The following is a 21,520-nucleotide window of genomic DNA, read 5'->3' as shown; positions in this document are numbered from 1 at the left end:
ATTAATGGCCAGTAACTATAAATCGCGGCTAATAATAGCTCACAGAGCACCATTTGAGAATGGTGATGTTATTTCTGTAGCGAATGGGAGTAAATCCTGAGACCAGTTCCGGCACCCCCAGTCGATGATTTCTTCTGTATTTCCACCCCTGATATCATCCGGCAGAGTAAAGCCGAGAAACTCCATTGCCCTGATAAGCGTAGGCGTTGGATGTTGCAGGTCTATGGCCGTTGCGTGATTCTGCTTAGAGAGTTTATACCCTTGTTTGTCCACCGCCAGAGGCAGGTGCAGATAACTGACTGGCGTGACATTTAACTGGTGATACAGGCTTAGTTGCCGGCCTGTCGGTTCTATCAGATCGGCACCACGGACGACCTGAGTAATACCCTGTTCAATATCATCCAGAACCACAGCCAGGTTGTAAGCGAACAGACCATCACGGCGTTTAATGATAAAGTCTTCCTCAGCCAGAGCCGACGGAATTACAATGGTGCCGTGTTTTTCATCCTTAAACTGATAGGTTGCATGGGTCATCTTAATTCTGACCGCAGAGCCATCTGCCTCGGTAATGGATGCATCCCGGCACGTGCCCGGGTAATAGCCACCTGCGGCTTTGATTTGCTTACGGGTACAACGGCAGTAGTAGGCAACCTTGTCATCCAGCCACTGTTGAATTTGTGCCTGATAGGCATTATGGCGCTGGCTCTGATACATCACCTCACCATCCCAGTAGAGCGCATAGGCTTCTAACTGCCGCAAAATGGTATCTGCGGCACCGGGCATTTCCCTTGGCGGATCGAGATCTTCCATTCGCACCCGCCAGATTCCTTGCCGGGATTTAGCCTGGAAATAGCTGCCTAGTGCAGCAATGAGGGAGCCGAAATGGAGTGGCCCGGAGGGGGATGGAGCGAAACGGCCAATGTACTTCATAACGTCTGTTTTTGAGCTGAATGAAAAACAAAAGGGAGCCTAAGCTCCCTTTCGACTTATTGGTAATCTTAACAGAGTAATGACACGGGTATTAACCCTGCATTTGTCTCTCTTTCATTTCCGCCAGTGTCTTACAGTCGATACAAAGATCAGCTGTTGGACGGGCCTCAAGGCGACGCAGACCAATTTCAACACCACAAGATTCACAGAACCCGAACTCATCTTCTTTAATTTTGTTCAGTGTCTTTTCAATCTTTTTGATCAGACGGCGTTCGCGATCCCGGTTACGCAGCTCCAGACTAAACTCTTCTTCCTGTGAAGCACGGTCAACCGGATCAGGGAAGTTTGCTGCCTCGTCCTGCATATGGTGTACAGTTCGATCCACCTCTTCCATGAGCTGGCTGCGCCACGCTTCTAAAATCTTAGTAAAGTGAGCTCGCTGCTCAGGAGACATATACTCCTCACCAGGTTTTTCCTGATACGGCTCAACACCTGCAATGGCTAGAATGCCTAGCGTTTTTTTCTTCGATTCTGGCATACAGCATCTCCTACTTACACCTGATTTTAACTGTTATGCAGCTAATTTAAGGCGAGTATCTATAGCAGAAAGAATTGTCGGTGGCAATCACTGATTTTATTGGCTTGCATTCATTGTGAACATGACACCATTTTTGTCTTATTGTTGCTGTTTTTCAGAGTAATCATCTAAAAATGCAATTTTGGAGACCAAATGTAATTCACTGTCTGAAATGTCTGCCTTATAACAGAAAACCTCCACTCCCGCTTCTTCTGCCTGTTTTAGTAATTGGGAATATAAAGCATCTATATGGTATGCGGTAGAGACTTTTTCAATGCCTGTATGTAAAACAACAAATAAAAGTATAGCTCTGTTCCCGGAATTCACCATCTCAGTGAGTTCCCTAAGGTGTTTTTGTCCCCGGGTCGTGACGGCATCCGGGAAATAGCCCATGCCGTTTTCCCCCGCCAGCGTAACGCTTTTGACCTCAACAAAGCAGTCAGGCGCGCCGGCGGACGACAAACAGATATCAATCCGGCTGTTTTCTTTACCGTATTTTACTTCGGTGCGGAGCGTGTCATAACCGGATAGCTCTTGTATCACACCGGACTGAATTGCCTCGACAGCTAACTGGTTGGCCCGGATGGTATTCACGCAGATCTGTTCACCTGATGGGGGCTGACTCAACTCCCAGCTGTGCGGGTATTTGCGCTTCGGGTTGTCGGAGGTGGAATACCAGACCGTATTGCCGGGATCGGCACAGCCGGTCATGGCACCGGTGTTGGCGCAGTGTATGGTGGTTACGCTGCCGTCCGGCAGTTCGATATCGGCCAGAAAGCGCTTATAGCGCTTAATCAGAGTGGCACGCTGTAAAGGTGGATTGAAGTGCATAGCTTTACAATTCTTTTTATGAAAATAGGTATGTACAATAGTTATTAATTTGTATTCGTACCATAAGGTTATTCCATTGTCACAGCCTAGTTCGCCATTATCTGGTTCACCACAAGCCGTTTCCCAGCTTCCTATCCAGAATGTCCTCTCTGAGTTATTACATGGTGTGGCTGAGTCAGGCCAGTTGATTCTGAAAGCGGCTCCGGGAGCGGGTAAATCGACGTATTTCCCGTTGCAGTTGCTGAAACAGAATATTATCGGCGGCAAGATCATCATGCTGGAGCCCCGCAGGCTGGCGGCACGTAATATCGCCACCTATCTGGCGAAACAGCTTGGGGAAAAAGTCGGACAGAGCGTCGGCTTCCGGGTGCGGGGCGAAAATAAAGTGAGTAGCCAGACGCGGCTGGAAATTGTGACCGAAGGGATCATGACCCGGATGATTCAGAGCGATCCCGAACTGGATGGTGTAGAACTGCTGATCTTCGACGAATTTCACGAACGCAGCATCCATGCGGATACGGCACTGGCGCTGAGCCTTGAAGTGCAGGAAGCCCTGCGTGATGACCTGAAGCTGGTGGTGATGTCTGCCACACTGGACAGCGAAGCCCTGCAGTCATTACTGCCAGAGGCGGTGTATATTGAGTCGGAAGGGCGGGCGTATCCGGTTGAACACCGTTACACACCCATGTCAGCGAATGAAAGGCTTGTTCCGGCAATGGCAAAGCAGATCCGCCACCTGATGCGTACCGAGACCGGCTCGCTGCTGGCGTTTTTACCGGGCACTGCGGATATCCGGCGGCTGGCAGAGCAATTGGACGATCTGGATAACGATATCGATGTGTGTCCGCTGTACGGACAACTCAGTTTTTCTCAGCAGGAAAAGGCGATAGCACCGGCGGACAAGGGCCGGAGAAAAATCGTGCTGGCGACGAATATCGCGGAAACCTCACTGACGATTGAAGGGATCCGCATAGTGGTGGACAGCGGACTGGAAAAGGTGGCTAAGTTTGATCTGCGTACCGGTATTACCAAATTGGATCAGGTGCGGGTAGCCCGCTCTTCCGCCGAGCAACGGGCCGGACGGGCCGGACGCCTGGAAGAAGGGATATGCGTACGCCTGTACAGTGAAAGCCAGCTTAATCAGCAGCCCGTGGTTCCGGAACCGGAAATTCTGCATTCTGATCTTTCTTCGCTGGTTCTGGAGTTGGCTCAGTGGGGGGCTTCGGCCGATGATCTTTGCTGGCTGGATACACCGCCAGAAGCCGCCCTGAATCAAGGGGGCGCGCTACTGGAAACATTAGGACTGGTGACAGCAAAGGGTCAGCTAACCGATAAGGGGCATCAGGCGCATCAGTTGGGCATCGAGCCTCGTCTTTCTGCCATGTTGCTGGAAGCGGAACATACCGGTGGTGAGGCATGGCTTAGTACTGCTCTGGCCTTGGTACCACTGCTGGAAGAGCCTGAGCGGGGCATTACCGATATTACCCATGCCCTTTATCGACTGAAGCAGGGGAATGCTCAGAAGCAGGCTCGTTTGCTCCAGCGAGCCAGTACATTGGCACGCAAGCTGGGTAGCGGATTTGAATTGCAGCAGGCGAGTGAATCCCTTGCCGGGGTCTGTCTGGCTCTCGCCTTTCCGGACAGAGTTGCTCAGCGGCGCAGTCAGCAACAGGGCCGGTTTGTGCTTGCCAACGGTCATGGCGGCATGATAGCGGACGATGAACCACTGTCCGACAGTGACTATATCGTGGCTATTGACCTGATGCGTACCGGGCAGGATGCCAGCCGGATCTTTCTGGCGGCCGGGCTGGATATTGAACGGCTTCAAAAGCACGCTCCTGACTTGTTTATGACACAGGAAGTAGCCGATTGGGATGAAAATAAAGGGAGACTGATCGCAGAAAAGCAGATTCGCATTGGTAGCATCATTGTCGAAAGAGAGCTCATGCCTGAACCGGGGAAAGAGCAGATGGCTGCTGCTCTGCTGACCTATATCCGGCGTAAGGGGCTGCAGGTTCTGAACTGGAATGAAGGCAGTAAGGCTTTACTGGAAAGGGTGCGCTGCGGGGCCGAATGGTTACCGGATAAGGCGTGGCCGGACGTCACGGAGCTGGCACTGATGGATAACCTGGAGTTATGGCTGGAGCCCTATATGACCGGAGTCAGAAATGCGAAGGGGCTGACTGGTATTGATCTTTGTGCGGCGCTGAGTGCGTATCTGGGATGGCCGCTGAATCAGGAAATTGATCAGCTGTTACCGGTGCGCTACAAAGTACCAAGCGGTTCTGAGAAAAAGATCCGTTACCAGGCCGGACAGGAACCGGTACTATCGGTGCGCATGCAGGAAATGTTTGGTGAACCTACGTCGCCTGTTATTGCTGACGGCAGAAAGAAAATTGTTCTGGAGCTGCTTTCTCCGGCGCAGCGTCCATTACAGGTAACCTCTGATCTGGCTGGTTTCTGGGCCGGAGCTTACAAAGAGGTGCAGAAAGAGATGAAAGGCCGTTATCCCAAGCACCCATGGCCAGACAACCCGGCAGAGCATGTGGCGACCACAAAAACCAAGCGGCAGCTGAATAAATAGGAAGGCAGAGCAGCATAACCATGAGCAGTAAAAAAGCAGCAGAAAAAAAACAGCCGACAAAGCGAAAGGCTCCTGCCAGAAAAAAAACATCGTCTGGCAGAAAAGCGCCTGCGCGTACAAGCAGTGCCAGAAAAAGAACCAAACCGTCGGCCAAAAAGCCGCAAAAACCCGGCTGGCTGCGCCGGTTATGGAGTTTTGGCTGGAAGCTGGCACTGACGGTGTTTGCTGTCATGGTCTTTATTGGAATTTATCTGGATACCAGCGTCAGAGCGAAATTTGACGGCCAGATCTTTGACCTGCCTACGGTGGTGTATGCCCGGGTGCTGACGCTTTCCCCCGGAATGGATCTCACGGTTGAGGAGATGCGTAAGGAACTGGATGTACTCAACTACCGGAAAGTCCGTAACCCCCGTCGTCCGGGAGAATATTCGTCTTCATCCACCAAGATAGAGCTGATCCGCCGACCGTTTGAGTTTGAAGATGGCCCCGAACCTGACCGGCATGTGATGCTCTATTTTGATAGCTCCGGTCTGCAACGGATTCGTTCCCTGGAAAAAGAGGCTAATCTGGGCTTTCTGCGCATTGAGCCTAAGATGTTGGGCATGCTGGAAAAAGATGTTGATGAAACCCGGCTCTACCTGCGTCGTGAGCAGTTTCCGGAGTTTCTGGTAGATGCCTTGCTGGTGACCGAAGACCGGGACTTTTATCAACATGACGGTGTGTCGCCTCTGGCGATTCTGCGTGCTTTGGCAGCAAATATTAAGGCCGGCAGGACGGTGCAGGGCGGCAGTACACTGACCCAGCAACTGGCGAAAAATCTGTTTCTGAGCCGGGAGCGAACCTTATGGCGGAAGATCCGTGAAGCCTATATTGCTCTGATCCTTGATTACCGTTACAGCAAAGATCGCATACTGGAAGCCTATCTGAACGAAGTGTATCTGGGCAATAGTGGCGGTCAGTCTGTGCATGGTTTTGGCCTGGCTTCCCGCCTCTATTTTGGTCAGCCGCTTCAGGAGCTGAGGATTGATCAGTTGGCTCTGCTGGTGGGGATGGTGAAAGGGCCGTCTTACTATAATCCGGTTCGCCATCCGGAACGGGCCAAAGAACGGCGGGATCTGGTACTGCGCTTGTTGATGCAGCAGGAGACTTTGAGCGCATCTCAGTATCAGCAGGCCGTTAGCCGGGATCTGGATATTCAGGATCATCCGCGGATTGCCAGCCGTCAGCCTGCGTATTTTCAGCAACTGAAAAATGAACTGCAGCAGAAAGTAGGCAGCCGTTTTCATGCTGATTCCGGACTGAGGCTCTTTACTACGCTGGATCCGGTATCACAGGCGATGCTGGAAAAAGCCATCATGACCAAAGTTCCGGAGCTAGAAAAGACCAGTGGTAAAGGCTTGGAAGCCGCAGCGGTTGCAGTTGATCGCACCACCGGAGAAATCCGGGCGATGGTCGGTGGTAAGCGGACTGGCTATGATGGCTTTAACCGGGCGCTGAATGCCAGCCGGCCGATTGGTTCTCTGGTTAAGCCCGCAGTGTATATGACGGCGTTATCGCATCCGGATCAGTATACGCTGGCGACGACTCTGACCGATAATCCGATCACCCTGAAAGGCAGCAAAGGAAGTGTCTGGTCACCAAAGAATTATGATCGCCGATACCGGGGAGACGTTCCGTTGTATCTGGCTTTAGCAAAATCGCTGAATGTGCCGACCGTCAAACTGGGTATGAAACTGGGTATCCCACAAGTCACCAACACACTGGAAGCGCTGGGAATAAAGCGTGATGAGATCCGCATGGTGCCGTCTATGTTCCTTGGCACTTTTTCCCTGACGCCGTATCAGGTATCACAGATGTTTCAGACCGTAACCAACTCAGGAAAACGGGCACCGCTTTCAGCATTGAGAATGGTCAAAGATATGGATGGCAATGTGCTGTACCAGTCCATGCCTAAAATGACCCCGACGGTCGATGAGCAGGCCGCATGGCTGACCACCTACGCCATGAAGCGAGTGGTGGTGGAAGGAAGCGGACGTTACCTGCAAAGCCGTTTCGGCTGGGCGGCTCTGGCTGGAAAAACAGGTACCACCAGTGACAGCCGTGACAGCTGGTTTGTCGGTGTTGATGGAAGAGAGGTGGTGACGACCTGGCTGGGTAAAGATAACAACCAGCCGATACATCTGACGGGGGCCAGCGGGGCACTCAGAGTGTATGCGAAGTATCTTGAGTTCCGAACGCCACAGCGTCTGAGCCTGCCATGGCCTCAGGGGATTAAAACACTTGGATTTGAAAAGCAGAGCAACGGGGCCCTGAAACTGGATTGCGACAGTGAGTTCAGATTGCCGGTCTGGGATAAAAACGGGACGATGCAGAAAGCGTGTGAAAGTAGCCCGGGACGGTGGCTGAAGAATTTGTTTGGGCTGTAGATATGAGACATCAACAAGGGATAGACGATTAGGTGAAGATAATACTGTATTGGACCGGACTATTTCTGCTGTTCTTTACATGCACTATTGGTGCAAAAGAGCTAACCGTTAAACAGCCGGAAATGGCGGCACAGTCCCGTCCTGAAATTGCGGTTGTACTGGCCGGTGGCGGAGCAAAAGGGGCCGCGCATGCCGGAGTGCTTAAGGCTCTGGAAGAGATGTATATTCCCGTCGATATTATTACCGGTACCAGTATGGGGGCGTATATTGGGGGCCTGTATGCCACCGGGATGAGCGCCGATGAAATCGGGGTGTTGATCAATACTGTCGACTGGAACAGCGGGTATGTTGACCGGGTGGGTCGAGGTGATCGTCGGGTGCGGGATAAGGCCTATGAGGATTACTATCAGATCATAACCGATCTGGGGATCAGCATGGGAGAAATTCGTTCACCTAAAGGAATGGTTCAGGGACAGGGAATGATGCATATTCTGCGCGAAACGTCCGGGAACCTGCCGCGCTTCAGCTCTTTTGATAACCTTGCGATTCCTTATCGTGCAGTGGCAACGGATATCGTTAAGCTGGAAGAGGTGGTGCTGGATAAAGGGCTGCTGACCGATGCCATGATGGCCAGTATGTCGGTACCGGGTGCTCTGCCTCCGTATGAACTGGATGGCCGGTTACTGGTGGATGGAGGCGTCACCAACAATATGCCGGTCGGACTGGCCAAAGAGATGGGGGCGGATGCCGTTATTGCGGTGGATATCAGTACCGATTACTTCGATAAAGATGAAGTAACCGATTTAGTGACCGTTGCCGGGCAAATCTCTAATTACATGGTGCGACGTACCACCAATGCTCAGGCCGATCTGTTGACAGATAGCGATGTATTGTTGATCCCTGAGGTCGGTAATATGGAAACTACCGAATTTGACCGGCTGGAGGAGGCATACCGGCGAGGCTACGATGTTGCGCTGACGATGCGTGACACATTACAGCGCTATTCCGTTTCTGCTCAGCAATATCAGCAGTACCTGGATGAAAAAGAAGACCGTCGCCGCATATTACGTTACGGGGATGAGCAGGTGGTTGATTTAATTACCATCAACAATCACTCGCACTACAGCGACGAGCTTATTCAGGAAAGACTGGGCCTGGAAGTCGGAAACCGGTACAGCACAGAAGAGCTGGAGTCATCAGTGCAGGCTTTATATGCTTTGGATCGATTTGAGAGGATCTTTTATCACTATCAGAAACAGGCTGAACAGACAGAGCTGGTCATCGATGTTTACGAAAAAGAATGGGGGCCGAACTACGTTAATCTTCGTTTTTATCTGGAGGATGATTTTGATACAGAAAGTCAGTATGCGCTTGGGATATCAAGTAACTTTACGGGGCTGAATAGTGTTGGCGGCGAGCTGAAAGTGAACCTGGAGTTAGGGACGGATCGCCGGGCGTCAGTAGAGTGGTTCTCTCCTTCTTTTTTCACCCGTAAGTTATTCAGTACACTTGAGGTAAGCTACCAGAACGATAATAAACGGATATCGGTTGAAGGATTTGATGCCGCAACACCTCTGGATAGTACCGAAAACTATCTGGACATTACTTATAAAGACGTAGAAGCTGAAGCCACCATAGGCGTACAGCCAGAGTTGTGGACAGATGCCCGGTTTGGTTTGCGTTATACCGATGGTAGTGCAGAGTTGTCGACCATCCCATCAATGGGCGATATGAATTATACCCGTCAAGGGGCTTTCATCAGCTATCGTCTGGATACATTGGATGATTATAGCTTTCCAAGTCGTGGTGGTTATCTGAATCTGGAATACCTGGTTTCTGATGATACGGTTTCAGGGGCAGAGAGTAGCTCGGATTTGCTGACGGATCAAAATGGGTATGACGATGAATTTGTGCATGAAATTACCGCTATCGCTCGTGGAGCCTACAGTCTTGACCGACATACATTAGTGGGACACGCGGAATATGGTGTGGTGGAAGGTAAAAGTGATGACAACCCGCCGATCCGGCCAAAAGAGCTGGGCGGTTTTTTACGCCTGTCCGGGATCCCGAGAAACAGCCTGACAGGCCAGAACCTGCTGTTCGGCAGTCTGGTGTATACCTACAAATGGTTTGACAATGATTTTGGGCTGTTTACCACGCCGGTATATCTCGGGGCTTCAATGGAATATGGTGGTGTCTGGTCGGATAATAGTGTGTCGGTTTCAGAGGCTCCACTGTATTCGGCCGGATCGATATTCGTCGGTATTCGTTCACCTATTGGTCCGGTAATACTGGCTGCTGGCTCCACGGAGCATCACTTTAATTCGTTATATTTTATTGTCGGACAGACGTTTTAAGTTTTTGCAGGAACAGAATATGAATGAGAATAACATTCTGCTGGAGCAGTTCATCAATACAATCTGGTTGGAAAAAGGGCTGTCGCAGAATACAAAAGATTCTTACCATCACGATCTGAAACGACTGGTCGAGTGGCTGGAAAAGCAATCTCTGACCTTTTTAACCGCTAGCATGGAAGACTTGCAGAATTATCAGGCCTGGCTGGTGGAAAAAGAGTACAAACAGACCTCCAGGGCCAGAATGCTATCGGCTATCCGGGCACTATTTCAGTATATGACCCGGGAAAAGATCCGCAGTGATGATCCCAGTGCTTTACTTATCAGCCCCAAGCTGCCGAAACGATTACCCAAAGATCTGACGGAAGAGCAGGTAGACGCTCTGCTTGATGCGCCTGACTGTCACAACCCAATAGAACTGCGGGACAAAGCCATGCTGGAGTTGTTGTATGCCACCGGGCTGCGGGTGACGGAACTGGTGAGCCTGACCATGGAAAACCTGAGCCTGCGTCAGGGTGTGGTTCGTGTTATCGGTAAAGGTTCTAAAGAACGTCTGGTGCCTATCGGCGAAAATGCCATTGAGTGGATTGAAACTTTTTTGCATGAAGGGCGGTCTGATCTGTTAGGGGAGCAGACTTCCGATGTTATCTTCCCCAGCCGCCGTGCAAGGGCCATGACCCGGCAAACGTTCTGGCACCGCATTAAACATTATGCGACTATTGCTGGTATTGATGCGGATGCATTGTCACCGCATGTGCTAAGACACGCTTTTGCAACGCATTTGCTTAATCATGGCGCGGACCTAAGGGTTGTGCAGATGCTGCTAGGACACAGTGACTTATCCACGACTCAAATCTATACTCATGTTGCGACTGAGCGACTGAAACACATTCATAAGGAGCATCACCCCAGAGCGTAATCCCGTTTATGTATTGGTTCTGGACGTAGTTGCATAAAGTTAAGGTGAAATGATGAATCTGGTAAGGACGATGTTTACTCTTCTGTTTGCTGGTCTTCTGACCGCAGGAGCACAGGCTGAGAGCTCTGATTTTGATAAGGCAGAGCTGACCAGGCACTTTGCCTCTCTGGGGGTGGCCGTTGAGGATGTTCAATCATCCACGCTGGAAGGGCTGGTGGAAGTGAAAACCAGTCAAGGGGTGTTGTTTGCCAGTCCTGATGGTAAGCAGTTTATTGCCGGTACCCTGTACGCTCAGGCTGAAAACGGCAACTATGTCGATGTGCTGGCTGAACGTCAGGCTCCAATCAATGCCGCTAAAATCGAAGCCATTAAAGATGAGCTGATTGTCTATAAAGCGGACAATGAGAAGTTTGTAGTGACGGTATTTACGGATACCAGTTGTGGTTATTGTGTCCGGCTGCACCAGCAGATGCAGGGCTATAATGATTTAGGGATCACTATCCGCTATGCGGCCTATCCTCGTCAGGGGCCACAAAGCAAGCCAGCCGAAGATCTGGCTCAGATCTGGTGTGCGGATGATCAACAAAAAGCGATGGATGATGCCGATCTGAAACGTAGCTTTATTAAGGATAGTGAGAACATTGCCCAGTGTCGCCAAATGGTATCTGAGCATTATCAGCTAGGTCGTGAGTTGGACATTACTGGAACACCGGCGATCTTTACCCCGGCCGGTAAAATTATCGGCGGCTACCTGCCACCGGACAAACTGTATCAGCGTTTGATACAAATGTAATTTTTTGAGATAGAAGAGACTAGAAACTAGATCGCTTCGCTGCTAGAGGCTATAAAACATGAATTTAGCCCTCGTTCCCCGTGGGAATGCATACAGGGCTTAACAATGGGTAATGCACGGAATAAGGCCATGTTTGACCTCATCTATGCATTCCCACGCATGAGCATGGGAACGAGTGAGAATACTTAAAAAGTAAGATGCTTTTCTGTACTCTGAAAGCGAAGCGTTCTGTATTCTCTCTAGTCTCTAGTCTTATTCACAACCCACTATAAAATATAAGAAAACCATGATCGAAATAACCCGCCGTTCCGACGTTGACCTCTCCCTGCTCCCGGATAACATTCCGCCACTGTTAAAACGTATCTATATCAGCCGGGGGATCTCCGACATTAGCCAACTACAGCGTGGGGCGAAAGGGTTACTGCCTTTCCAGAAACTGTGGGGGATCGAGAAAGCGGTAGAGCTGCTGTTTGACGCGATCTGCCAGAACCAACGCATTATCGTGGTGGGGGATTTTGATGCTGACGGGGCGACCAGTTCAGCCTTGTCTGTGCTGGCATTGCGCGCGCTTGGCAGCGGTAATGTGGACTATCTGGTGCCGAACCGCTTTGAGGACGGGTACGGGTTAAGTCCGGAAGTCGTTGAGCAGGCGATAGGCATGGGCGCGGAAGTGATCATGACCGTGGATAATGGCGTGTCATCCATTGAAGGCGTTCGTCTGGCAAAAGAAAAAGGGCTGAAAGTCATCGTTACGGATCACCACCTGCCGGGCAGCGTGCTGCCAGAGGCGGATGCCATGGTTAATCCAAACCTGAACGAATGTGGTTTTCCGTCCAAAGCACTGGCCGGAGTCGGTGTTGCCTTTTATCTGATGCTGGCGCTGCGGGCGACGATGCGTGACAAGGGCTTCTTTGCTCAAAACGGTACATCGGAGCCTAATCTTGCAGAACTGCTGGATCTGGTCGCGCTGGGAACGGTAGCTGATGTCGTCGCACTGGATGAAAATAACCGTATTCTGGTGCATCAGGGATTACAACGCATTCGTGCCGGTAAGGGCAGACCGGGCATTCAGGCTCTGATTGAAGTCTCAAAACGTTCGGCTCAGCGGATGGTGGCGGCCGATTTTGGTTTTGCATTAGGGCCGCGCATAAATGCGGCTGGGCGTCTGGATGATATGTCGTTTGGGGTCGAACTGCTGATGTGTAATAACATTCATGCCGCCCGACGTATGGCGAGCGAGCTGGATGGTCTGAATCAGACCCGTAAAGAGATCGAAGAGGGCATGAAGCAGGAGGCCATCGCATTCTGTGAACGTCTGCAGTTTGGTGATACCTCTGCTTTACCCTATGGGCTGGTTTTGTTTCAGCGTGACTGGCACCAGGGGGTGATTGGTATTCTGGCTTCGCGGATCAAAGATCAGTTTCACCGTCCGGTGATCGCTTTTGCAGACGGCGGAGATGGCCTGATCAAAGGTTCATGCCGATCGGTTCCGGGACTGCATATGCGTGATACTCTGGATATCGTCGATAAACAGCACCCGGGAATGATCCTGAAATTTGGCGGTCATGCTATGGCTGCCGGCCTGACGATCGCAGAAAAAGATCGGGAGCGGTTTTCTCAGGCTTTTGATCTGTCAGTACGTGAACAACTGAATGAAAGTGCGCTGAAAGGCGTGATTTTGTCTGATGGCGAACTGCAGCCGGAAGAGCTGTCTATGCATACCGCGCAACTGCTGCGTGATTCAGGCCCGTGGGGACAGGCCTTTCCGGAACCGTTGTTCGATGGCGAGTTCAAAATACTGCATCAGAAACTGGTGGGAGAAAAACACCTGAAGCTGATGGTCGAGCCCTTATTTAAAGGTCTTCCGACCAATATTACGCTGGATGCGATCAAGTTCAATATTGACCTGCGCCGCTGGCCGGATGCTTCTGTCAAAACAGCCCATATCGCCTATCGGCTGGATATTAATGAATTCCGCGGGAATCAGTCACTGCAGTTGATGGTTGAGCATATTGAGGCGAAATGAAATTTGAAGAGACTCCCTCGTTCCCACGCGGGAGCATGGGAACGAGAGTATAATTAACCGCATTTACACTCGATTTCTGTCACATTTTTCAGTAGAATCCCCCGGTCAAATTTTACTCATACACATAACTGTAATTGACATCAATAATTGCAGAGAAATGTATCAACCTAATATTGAGCAAACATGTTTGAAATCAATCCTATCAAAAACCGCCTGCAGGACGTGTCAGAACGCACGAATGTCCTGAGGGGGTACCTTTGACTATGACGCCAAAAAAGAGCGTCTTGAAGAAGTAAACGCAGAACTGGAACAACCGGATGTATGGAACGAGCCTGAGCGTGCACAAGCGCTGGGTAAAGAGCGAGCCTCTCTGGAAGCGATCGTAGAAACCATCGATCAGCTGGATCAGGGCGTGGACGATGTGGAAGGTTTGCTGGAGCTTGCTATCGAAGCTGAAGATCAGGAAACCTTTGACGAAATTGATCCGGAACTTGCTGAGCTGGAAGCCAAGCTTGAAAAGCTGGAATTTCGCCGTATGTTCTCAGGTGATCACGATGCGTCCGACTGTTATATCGATCTACAGTCAGGCTCCGGTGGTACCGAAGCTCAGGACTGGACCTCTATGATGCTGCGCATGTACCTGCGCTGGGCGGAAGCAAAAGGCTTCAAAACTGAGGTTATCGAAGTATCCGAAGGTGATGTTGCCGGCCTGAAATCCGCCACGGTTCGTATTGCGGGCGAATACGCATACGGCTGGCTGCGTACTGAAACCGGTGTACACCGTCTGGTGCGTAAATCACCGTTTGACTCAGGCGGTCGCCGCCATACATCATTTGCTTCTGCGTTTATTTATCCAGAGATTGATGACAATATTGCTATCGATATTAATCCGTCTGATTTACGTATCGACGTATACCGTGCATCGGGTGCGGGTGGTCAGCACGTAAACACCACGGAATCTGCGGTACGTATTACTCACCTTCCAACGAATATCGTGGTTCAGTGTCAGAATGACCGTTCGCAGCACAAGAACAAAGATCAGGCGATGAAACAGCTTCGTGCGAAGCTATTTGAGTTTGAACTGCAAAAGCAGAATGCAGAGAAGCAGGCGAACGAAGATGCCAAGTCGGATATCGGCTGGGGAAGTCAGATCCGCTCATACGTACTGGACGATTCCCGCATCAAAGATTTACGCACCGGCGTAGAAAACCGCAATACTCAGGCGGTACTGGACGGTGACTTAGACAAATTTATCGAAGCCAGCCTGAAATCAGGGCTGTAAAGCGCACAGAAAGGTAAAAAACACAATGACTGAACAGGTTCAACAACCAGAAGTAAACGCTCAGGAAGAAAACAAACTGATTGCCGAGCGCCGTGCGAAACTGGATCACATCCGTCAGGGCTGTAAAGCCAACGGTCACCCAAATGATTTCCGCCGCGACAGTCTGGCGTGCGATCTTCAGGCTGAATTTGGTGAAAAGACCAAAGAAGAGCTGGAAGAGCTGAATCATATCGTTGCTATTGCCGGTCGTATTATGGCAAAACGTGGTCCATTCCTGGTGATTCAGGAAGTATCTGGTCGAATTCAGGCATACGCTGCAAAAGCGGTACAGAAAGAGCTTAAAGAGAAATACCACGGTCTGGATATCGGTGACATCATCGGTGTAAAAGGTGCGCTGCATAAATCTGGTAAGGGTGATCTGTATGTCAACATGGACGAATACGTTCTGCTGACGAAAGCGCTGCGTCCGCTTCCGGAAAAATTCCACGGTCTGACTGACCAGGAAATGCGTTACCGTCAGCGTTATGTTGATCTGATTGTGAACGAAGAATCTCGTAACACATTCATCATCCGCTCTAAGCTGGTGTCTGCTATCCGTAACTTTATGACGGCGAAGCAGTTCCTTGAAGTTGAAACGCCGATGATGCACGTGATCCCTGGTGGTGCGACAGCGCGTCCGTTTATCACTCACCACAACGCGCTGGGTATTGATATGTACCTGCGTGTGGCTCCGGAGCTGTATCTGAAGCGTCTGACTGTGGGTGGCTTCGAGCGCGTATTCGAAATCAACCGTAACTTCCGTAACGAAGGTCTGTCTCCTCGTCATAACCCAGAATTCACTATGATGGAATTCTATATGTCGTATGCAGATTACAACGATCTGATGGACCTGACAGAAGAGATGATGCGTACGGTCTCAATGGAAGTGCTGGGCTCAACAGCAATGCCTTACGGTGATGAGACGGTTGATTTCGGTGGCACTTATCCTCGCATGAGCATGCTGGATGCGATCAAGCAATACAACCCTGGTAATGAGTTAGCTCAGGCTCTGGATTATGATAAGGCACAAGATCGTGAGTATCTGGTTAAGCTGGCTGAATCGGTAAACATGGAAATCGAAGGTTTCTGGACCCGTGGCCAACTGCTTGAAGAGATCTTCGGTGAAACTGCTGAGCCTAAGCTGATCCAGCCTACCTTTATCACTGAGTACCCGGCAGAGATTTCTCCGCTGGCTCGTCGTAACGATGATAATCCGTTTATCACTGACCGTTTCGAGTTCTTCATCGGTGGTCGTGAAGTGGGTAACGGCTTCTCAGAGCTGAACGATGCAGAAGATCAGGATGCACGCTTTAAAGCACAGGTTGAAGCAAAAGACGCTGGCGATGATGAAGCGATGTACTACGATGCAGACTACATCCGCGCACTTGAGCACGGCCTGCCGCCAACAGCTGGTCAGGGTATCGGTATCGACCGTCTGGTAATGCTGTTCGCTAACGCGCAAACCATCCGCGACGTTATCCTGTTCCCGGCGATGCGCCCGCAGGGTTAATCTCGTCCTAAAAGAACCGCTTTAAATTTTAAGCCACCGTTAGTTTAAACTAACGGTGGCTTTTTATTATTTCCCAGCGTAAAACAGAAGGTACTCTTCCAGGTGCCGATGAAGATATTCATCGTCATGGTTACCGCGGTTAAAATGGTAATTAACCTGATATCCATGGCTCTTTAATGTTTTATATAACAATTCAGAGCCTTCATAAAAACGAAAACTGTCGTTATCGCCGCAGTCTAAATAAATGTCCAATCCGGATAGATTGTTATTATTCGCAAGGGCGATAGGGTCTCTTTGCTTTCGTGTTTTGTCATCAGGATAAACCCATGAAGTAAATTCTTTATTGGATGATTCAAGAAGCACGGCTGGCATATGACCACCAGCTTTAGAAAACAGGTGCGGATGGTTAAATGCGGTATTAAGTGCTGCGAATCCCCCCATGGAGGCACCGCCAATAAACCGGCCTGTTTTTTGGGGAATCGTTCGGAAGTTTGTATCGATAAAGGGGATCACTTCTTTTAACAGGTAGTCTGAATACATGCCTTTATAGACAGCTTCTTTGGGATCATCCCCTTTTACTTCAGGTTGAACCGAAGAATTTATTCCAAAGCTGTTATCTATTTGAGGAGCAACGATTAGCAGCGGAGAGATTTTTTCCTGAGATATCAGTTCCTGTGCCAAAACATCTAACCCTAGGTTTGGCATAAAGCCCTGATAGTTGTTTGAGTAGCCGTGCAGAATATACAGTACCGGGTAGCGATCTTTTTCATTGTATTCGTCTGGTACAAAGAGATTAATATTCATCTCTTTATTGAGTTTTTGACTGATGAAACTCAAGGTTTTCAGCATAGAAGCTCCTTATATATTCTATGTGTGCTTGTTTTTTATAGCCGGAGGGGGAGGGGAATTACCCCTCCAATTCTTGAGGTGTCATAATTATTGTTGTTCAAATTTGCTGGAGAAGAACAACATTTGGTAGGCGATAGCATTATTCCAGTAATCCCAGGTGTGTGCTCCCGGGCGTTCTGTATAGTCATGGGCGACTTTATATGCATTCAAAATACTGTGTAGTTCTCGATTGTCCTCAATAAAAAAGTCATCAGTGCCACAATCCAGTGCGAGGTTAATTCCGCTTAAAAATTTATGTGCACTGTGTTTAATCGCTTTTCTTTCCCAGAACGACTTATTCTGAACTGGATCGCCGAATACCTTTTCCAGTCCCCAGTTATATGAGAAGTTAGCGGGATTGACGCCACCACTGATACTACCGGCATTACCAAAGGTTTCTGTGTTCATCAGGCTGATATTTAGGGCACCGTAACCTCCCATACTTAAGCCGGTAATAGCACGATATGATCTGTCTGCCTTGGTTGAGTAGTGTTGGTCTATGTAGCCGACAACATCTTTAGCGATATAGCTCTGGTAATTAGAGCCTTCTAGCACAGGACTATCGATATACCACTTATCGTAGTCGCCATCAGGCATCACCAGTATCACATTGTGAATATCGGCCTGTTCTGCTATTGATGTTCTTTTTGTCCAGTCGGTTTGATTTCCACTCCATCCATGCAGAACATAAACAACAGGATACTGTCTCTTTTGGCTATAGCCATCGGGCAAAACTACGATCGCTTTATGGTCTTTTTGTATGGCATTACTATCAATAGTTATGGTTTCTGCTTGATAGGCATTAGCGGCACTGCAAAATACCATAGTAAGTAAAGCAATTATCGAATGTTTCATGGGCACCTCTTCCTTTTATTGGTTTATGTGTATACATGAAAACACTGATAGCTCCGGCTCACTTGTCATATCCGCTCTGATAGTGCCGCTATTTGCTCAGCCAGATAAAAATGTGAGTCTATACGCATAGGAAGAATAAAAACTATGACACACTCCATCTAGAACCACTCCATCTAGAACCTTGAACTCTAATGTCGAACCATGATGAAAAGTCCTGTATTTGAACAACTTACGATTCCAGAAGGTTGTAGTCTGAATTGCAAGGTATTTTCAGGTGACGCCTTCTATTGTCCGATCCACTCTCATCCGGAGTATGAAGTTGTGTTTATCTCTCAGGGAGAGGTCCACTATATTGTCGGAGACAGAAAAAGTGTGCTGTCTGAGAATGAACTGTTACTTGCCGGACCAAACCTTCCGCACGGATTTTATAGCTCGGGTAATGGCCGGAGGTTTACTTCTAACTATATTCATCTCCAGGAAAACTTACTGGAAAGACTGCATAGGCAGTTTCCGGAGTTTTACCTGATGGATAAGGTGAGTGACTGGTTTAAGCGAGGTACAGTATTTCATCTGGATCCGGAAGGGGCAGAGCTATATAACAACATATTTAGCCATAAACATGAAACACGTTTAATGTCGTTGCTTACCTTCTTGCTGTACCTTAATCGGCAAGTTCCGGTGTGCAGCCTGACACAGAACTATCATCCTGACTCAAACAAGCTGGCTGAGTCGTTCATCAGGTGTATCATGATGAATGCGCAATCTCCCCTTTCTCTTCCAGACATGGCATCCCAAATGAATATGTCTGTTGCCACTTTTACCCGAGTGTTCAAAAAGCATTTTAGTGTGAGTTACATAGAGTTTGTGACGGGGTTGAAAGTTGAGCAGGCATGCCATTTACTTGTTTATTCATCTTATGCGGTTACCCGTATTGCTTTGGAAGCGGGGTTTACATCTGTGTCTCAATTTAATAAGAAGTTTAAAGAGAAAGTTGGTGTTTCACCCAGTCAGTATCGAAAAGAGTGGCTGAGTATACACCTATCACATACCCGCTCATCTGGCTCCTGGGATATTGGAACCAGTTGCTAATGTTACTCATAAGAGGCACCGAGTTCCCTACATTGAAGAGTGTGTTAACCAGAAACCAGGCCGCTTCGCTGCCAGAGGCTATAAATCATGGAACCAGCGATACTCGTTCCCCACGCAGGGGCATGGGGAAGAGGTGTATGCAAAATAAGATGCTTTTCTGTATTATCCAAGCGAAGCGCTTTGTATTCTCTTCTTGTCTCTTGTCTCTTGTCTCTTGTCTCTTGTCTCTTGTCTCTTGTCTCTTGTCTCTTGTCTCTTGTCTCTAGTCGATGAAAATTTCCCCGCACCCCTTGCAAAATCCCCCCATAAGAGTAAAATTCCGGGGCTTTAAATTGGCACGAGACCCCAGACTGTTTTTTTGATGAAGCGGTTATTGGGGTTAATTTTATTATTGAGAAAGCAAAGAGGACGATATGGTAACCATTCGTTTGGCACGTCACGGCGCTAAAAAGCGTCCATTTTATCAAATCGTAGTAGCAGACAGCCGCTTCGCAGCTACTGGTCGCTACATCGAGAAAGTAGGTTTCTTCAACCCTACAGCTAAAGGTCAGGAAGAAGGTCTGCGTCTAGACCTGGATCGCGTTAACCACTGGGTTGGTGAAGGTGCATCTCTGTCTGATCGTGTTGCTAAGCTAGTTAAAGACGCTCAAAAAGCGGCTTAATTATTAGTAGCAAGCAAATACGTATGTCAGTAGAAGGAAAAGAGACAATGAGTGAGCAAAACGAAAAAGTTGTCGTAGGCAAGTTTGGTGCTTCTTACGGTATTCGTGGCTGGCTTAAAGTTATTTCTTATACCGACAATGCTGAAAACATTTTTGATTACAGCCCCTGGTACATAAACCAGAAAGGCGAATGGGTTGAGTACAAGGTAGAAAGCTGGAAGCGCCATAACAAAAGTATGGTTGCGAAACTGGAAGGTCTGGATGTTCGTGAAGATGCCCACCTTCTGACCAATTTCGACATTGCGATTAACCCGGACTCACTACCGGAGCTGTCAGAAGATGAATTCTACTGGCGTGAATTGTTCGGAATGAATGTTGTCACAACGAAAGGTTATAACCTTGGTGAAGTGGTCGACATGCTGGAAACAGGTTCCAACGATGTTTTAGTAGTGAAAGCGAATCTGAAAGATGCTTTTGGCAAGAAGGAACGGTTGATACCGTACCTTGAAGAGCAAGTGATCATACAAGTTGATCGCGAAGCTCAACGGATCGAAGTTGACTGGGATCCTGGATTTTAACTCCCGGTAAGGATACAGAACAGATGTGGATTGGTGTAATTAGCCTGTTTCCTGACATGTTCCGTTCGGTTACCGATTTTGGAGTTACCGGTCAGGCGGTAAAAAAAGGTCTTTTGTCGGTTGAGTCATGGAATCCTCGTGATTTCACGCACGACAAACATCGAACTGTCGATGACAGACCTTACGGTGGTGGCCCCGGAATGCTAATGATGGTTCAGCCTTTGCGCGATGCCATTCATGCAGCCAGACAAGCCTCACCGGGAAAGACGAAAGTGATTTACCTTTCTCCTCAGGGTCGGAAACTCGACCAGGCTGGAGTCGAGGAGTTGGCAACCAATGAGAACCTGCTTCTTATTTGTGGCCGCTACGAAGGGGTAGATGAGCGCATCATTCAGTCTGAGGTTGACGAAGAATGGTCAATCGGAGACTTTGTGATGACAGGCGGCGAGCTGCCGGCCATGACGCTGATAGACTCGGTGTCCCGGTTTATTCCGGGTGTACTGGGTGATTTTGCTTCGGCGGAAGAAGATTCTTTTGCTAATGGTCTGTTAGATTGTCCGCATTACACGCGTCCTGAAGTGCTGGACGGAAAAGAGGTACCGGCGGTACTGAAATCCGGAAATCATAAGGACATTCGTCGCTGGCGGTTAAAAGAATCGCTGGGCCGAACCTGGCTAAGAAGACCAGAGCTCCTGGAAAACCTAGCTCTGACTGACGAACAGGAACAATTACTGGCTGAGTTCATTAAAGAGACTAAGGTCTCGGTAAATCAGACCAAGTAACCTATTTAATTTAGTATCAGTTTATTCTAGGAATTGAAAAAATGAGTAACATCATCAAAGCTCTTGAGCAAGAGCAAATGAAACAAGACCTTCCTAAATTCAGCGCAGGTGACACTGTTGTTGTTCAGGTTAAGGTAAAAGAAGGTGACCGTGAGCGTCTACAGGCTTTTGAAGGCGTTGTAATCGCTGTACGTAACCGTGGTCTGCATTCTGCTTTCACTGTTCGTAAGATCTCTAACGGTGAAGGTGTTGAACGTACGTTCCAAACTCACTCTCCAATGGTTGATAGCATCGAAGTTAAACGCCGCGGTGCAGTACGTCGTGCCAAGCTGTACTACCTACGTGAGCGTTCTGGTAAGTCTGCTCGTATCAAAGAGAAACTTGCTAAGAAGTAA

General features: G+C 49.0%; 18 protein-coding genes. 13 read left to right on the top strand and 5 right to left on the bottom strand.

Annotation, left to right across the window (positions count from 1 at the left end; genetic code table 11):
- Positions 1 to 39: 39 nt before the first annotated feature.
- The 3 genes from gluQRS to sfsA form a co-directional block, all read right to left on the bottom strand.
- Positions 40 to 930 (bottom strand): tRNA glutamyl-Q(34) synthetase GluQRS, encoded by an 891-nt coding sequence (gene gluQRS / locus DI392_RS05645; protein WP_109318925.1) that lies wholly within the window; start codon positions 928 to 930, stop codon positions 40 to 42.
- A 91-nt stretch (positions 931 to 1,021) separates the two neighbouring features.
- Entirely contained in the window at positions 1,022 to 1,468 is a 447-nt protein-coding gene (gene dksA, locus DI392_RS05640) for an RNA polymerase-binding protein DksA (RefSeq protein WP_109318924.1), read from the bottom strand.
- Positions 1,469 to 1,606: 138 nt separating this feature from the next.
- Positions 1,607 to 2,338, bottom strand: coding sequence for a DNA/RNA nuclease SfsA (gene sfsA / locus DI392_RS05635; protein WP_109318923.1), 732 nt, complete (start codon positions 2,336 to 2,338; stop codon positions 1,607 to 1,609).
- Positions 2,339 to 2,414: 76 nt separating this feature from the next.
- Between sfsA and hrpB the strand changes: the two genes are divergently transcribed.
- From hrpB to lysS, 8 genes are all read left to right on the top strand, one after another.
- Positions 2,415 to 4,922, top strand: coding sequence for an ATP-dependent helicase HrpB (hrpB, locus tag DI392_RS05630; protein WP_281259819.1), 2,508 nt, complete (start codon positions 2,415 to 2,417; stop codon positions 4,920 to 4,922).
- Between the two features lie 20 nt (positions 4,923 to 4,942).
- Positions 4,943 to 7,348, top strand: coding sequence for a penicillin-binding protein 1B (mrcB, locus tag DI392_RS05625; protein ID WP_109318921.1), 2,406 nt, complete (start codon positions 4,943 to 4,945; stop codon positions 7,346 to 7,348).
- A gap of 122 nt (positions 7,349 to 7,470) precedes the next feature.
- A complete protein-coding gene (locus DI392_RS05620) occupies positions 7,471 to 9,705 on the top strand; it encodes a patatin-like phospholipase family protein (RefSeq protein ID WP_109319034.1) in 2,235 nt (744 codons plus the stop codon).
- 19 nt (positions 9,706 to 9,724) lie between these two features.
- The gene (xerD, locus tag DI392_RS05615; protein WP_109318920.1) at positions 9,725 to 10,621 is read left to right on the top strand and encodes a site-specific tyrosine recombinase XerD; all 897 of its coding nucleotides are present in this window, start codon (positions 9,725 to 9,727) and stop codon (positions 10,619 to 10,621) included.
- Between the two features lie 52 nt (positions 10,622 to 10,673).
- Positions 10,674 to 11,414 carry a thioredoxin fold domain-containing protein gene (locus tag DI392_RS05610; RefSeq protein WP_109318919.1) on the top strand — a complete coding sequence of 247 codons (741 nt, stop codon included), beginning with the start codon at positions 10,674 to 10,676 and terminating at the stop codon, positions 11,412 to 11,414.
- A 286-nt stretch (positions 11,415 to 11,700) separates the two neighbouring features.
- On the top strand, positions 11,701 to 13,440 hold the full coding sequence (gene recJ / locus DI392_RS05605) for a single-stranded-DNA-specific exonuclease RecJ (RefSeq protein WP_109318918.1): 1,740 nt from the start codon (positions 11,701 to 11,703) through the stop codon (positions 13,438 to 13,440).
- A 183-nt stretch (positions 13,441 to 13,623) separates the two neighbouring features.
- Positions 13,624 to 14,722 (top strand): peptide chain release factor 2 gene (gene prfB / locus DI392_RS05600; protein ID WP_109318917.1). Its coding sequence is split into 2 segments (ribosomal slippage): positions 13,624 to 13,698 and positions 13,700 to 14,722, totalling 1,098 coding nucleotides; the frame shifts between segments, so codons are not numbered across the junction.
- Positions 14,723 to 14,747: 25 nt separating this feature from the next.
- Positions 14,748 to 16,271, top strand: a complete 1,524-nt coding sequence (lysS, locus tag DI392_RS05595; RefSeq protein ID WP_109318916.1) for a lysine--tRNA ligase — start codon at positions 14,748 to 14,750, stop codon at positions 16,269 to 16,271.
- Positions 16,272 to 16,337: 66 nt separating this feature from the next.
- Here lysS and DI392_RS05590 read toward each other — a convergent pair whose 3' ends face one another.
- Positions 16,338 to 17,120 carry an alpha/beta hydrolase gene (locus tag DI392_RS05590; RefSeq protein WP_109318915.1) on the bottom strand — a complete coding sequence of 261 codons (783 nt, stop codon included), beginning with the start codon at positions 17,118 to 17,120 and terminating at the stop codon, positions 16,338 to 16,340.
- A gap of 87 nt (positions 17,121 to 17,207) precedes the next feature.
- A complete protein-coding gene (locus DI392_RS05585; protein WP_109318914.1) occupies positions 17,208 to 18,014 on the bottom strand; it encodes an alpha/beta hydrolase in 807 nt (268 codons plus the stop codon).
- A gap of 201 nt (positions 18,015 to 18,215) precedes the next feature.
- Here DI392_RS05585 and DI392_RS05580 point away from each other — a divergent pair, with 201 nt between their 5' ends.
- The 5 genes from DI392_RS05580 to rplS all read left to right on the top strand — a co-directional run bounded on the left by DI392_RS05580 (position 18,216) and on the right by rplS (position 21,520).
- Positions 18,216 to 19,103, top strand: a complete 888-nt coding sequence (locus tag DI392_RS05580; RefSeq protein WP_109318913.1) for an AraC family transcriptional regulator — start codon at positions 18,216 to 18,218, stop codon at positions 19,101 to 19,103.
- A gap of 413 nt (positions 19,104 to 19,516) precedes the next feature.
- A complete protein-coding gene (rpsP, locus tag DI392_RS05575; protein WP_109318912.1) occupies positions 19,517 to 19,765 on the top strand; it encodes a 30S ribosomal protein S16 in 249 nt (82 codons plus the stop codon).
- Positions 19,766 to 19,788: 23 nt separating this feature from the next.
- On the top strand, positions 19,789 to 20,343 hold the full coding sequence (gene rimM, locus DI392_RS05570; RefSeq protein WP_109318911.1) for a ribosome maturation factor RimM: 555 nt from the start codon (positions 19,789 to 19,791) through the stop codon (positions 20,341 to 20,343).
- Between the two features lie 23 nt (positions 20,344 to 20,366).
- Complete coding sequence (trmD, locus tag DI392_RS05565) at positions 20,367 to 21,125, top strand: tRNA (guanosine(37)-N1)-methyltransferase TrmD (protein WP_109318910.1); 759 nt, start codon at positions 20,367 to 20,369, stop codon at positions 21,123 to 21,125.
- A gap of 41 nt (positions 21,126 to 21,166) precedes the next feature.
- Positions 21,167 to 21,520, top strand: a complete 354-nt coding sequence (rplS, locus tag DI392_RS05560) for a 50S ribosomal protein L19 (protein ID WP_109318909.1) — start codon at positions 21,167 to 21,169, stop codon at positions 21,518 to 21,520.

The organism is Vibrio albus (assembly GCF_003144035.1).
Lineage (GTDB): Bacteria > Pseudomonadota > Gammaproteobacteria > Enterobacterales > Vibrionaceae > Vibrio > Vibrio albus.
Note: the sequence above shows the minus strand (reverse complement) of the source record. Positions and strands in the feature narration are given on the sequence as shown.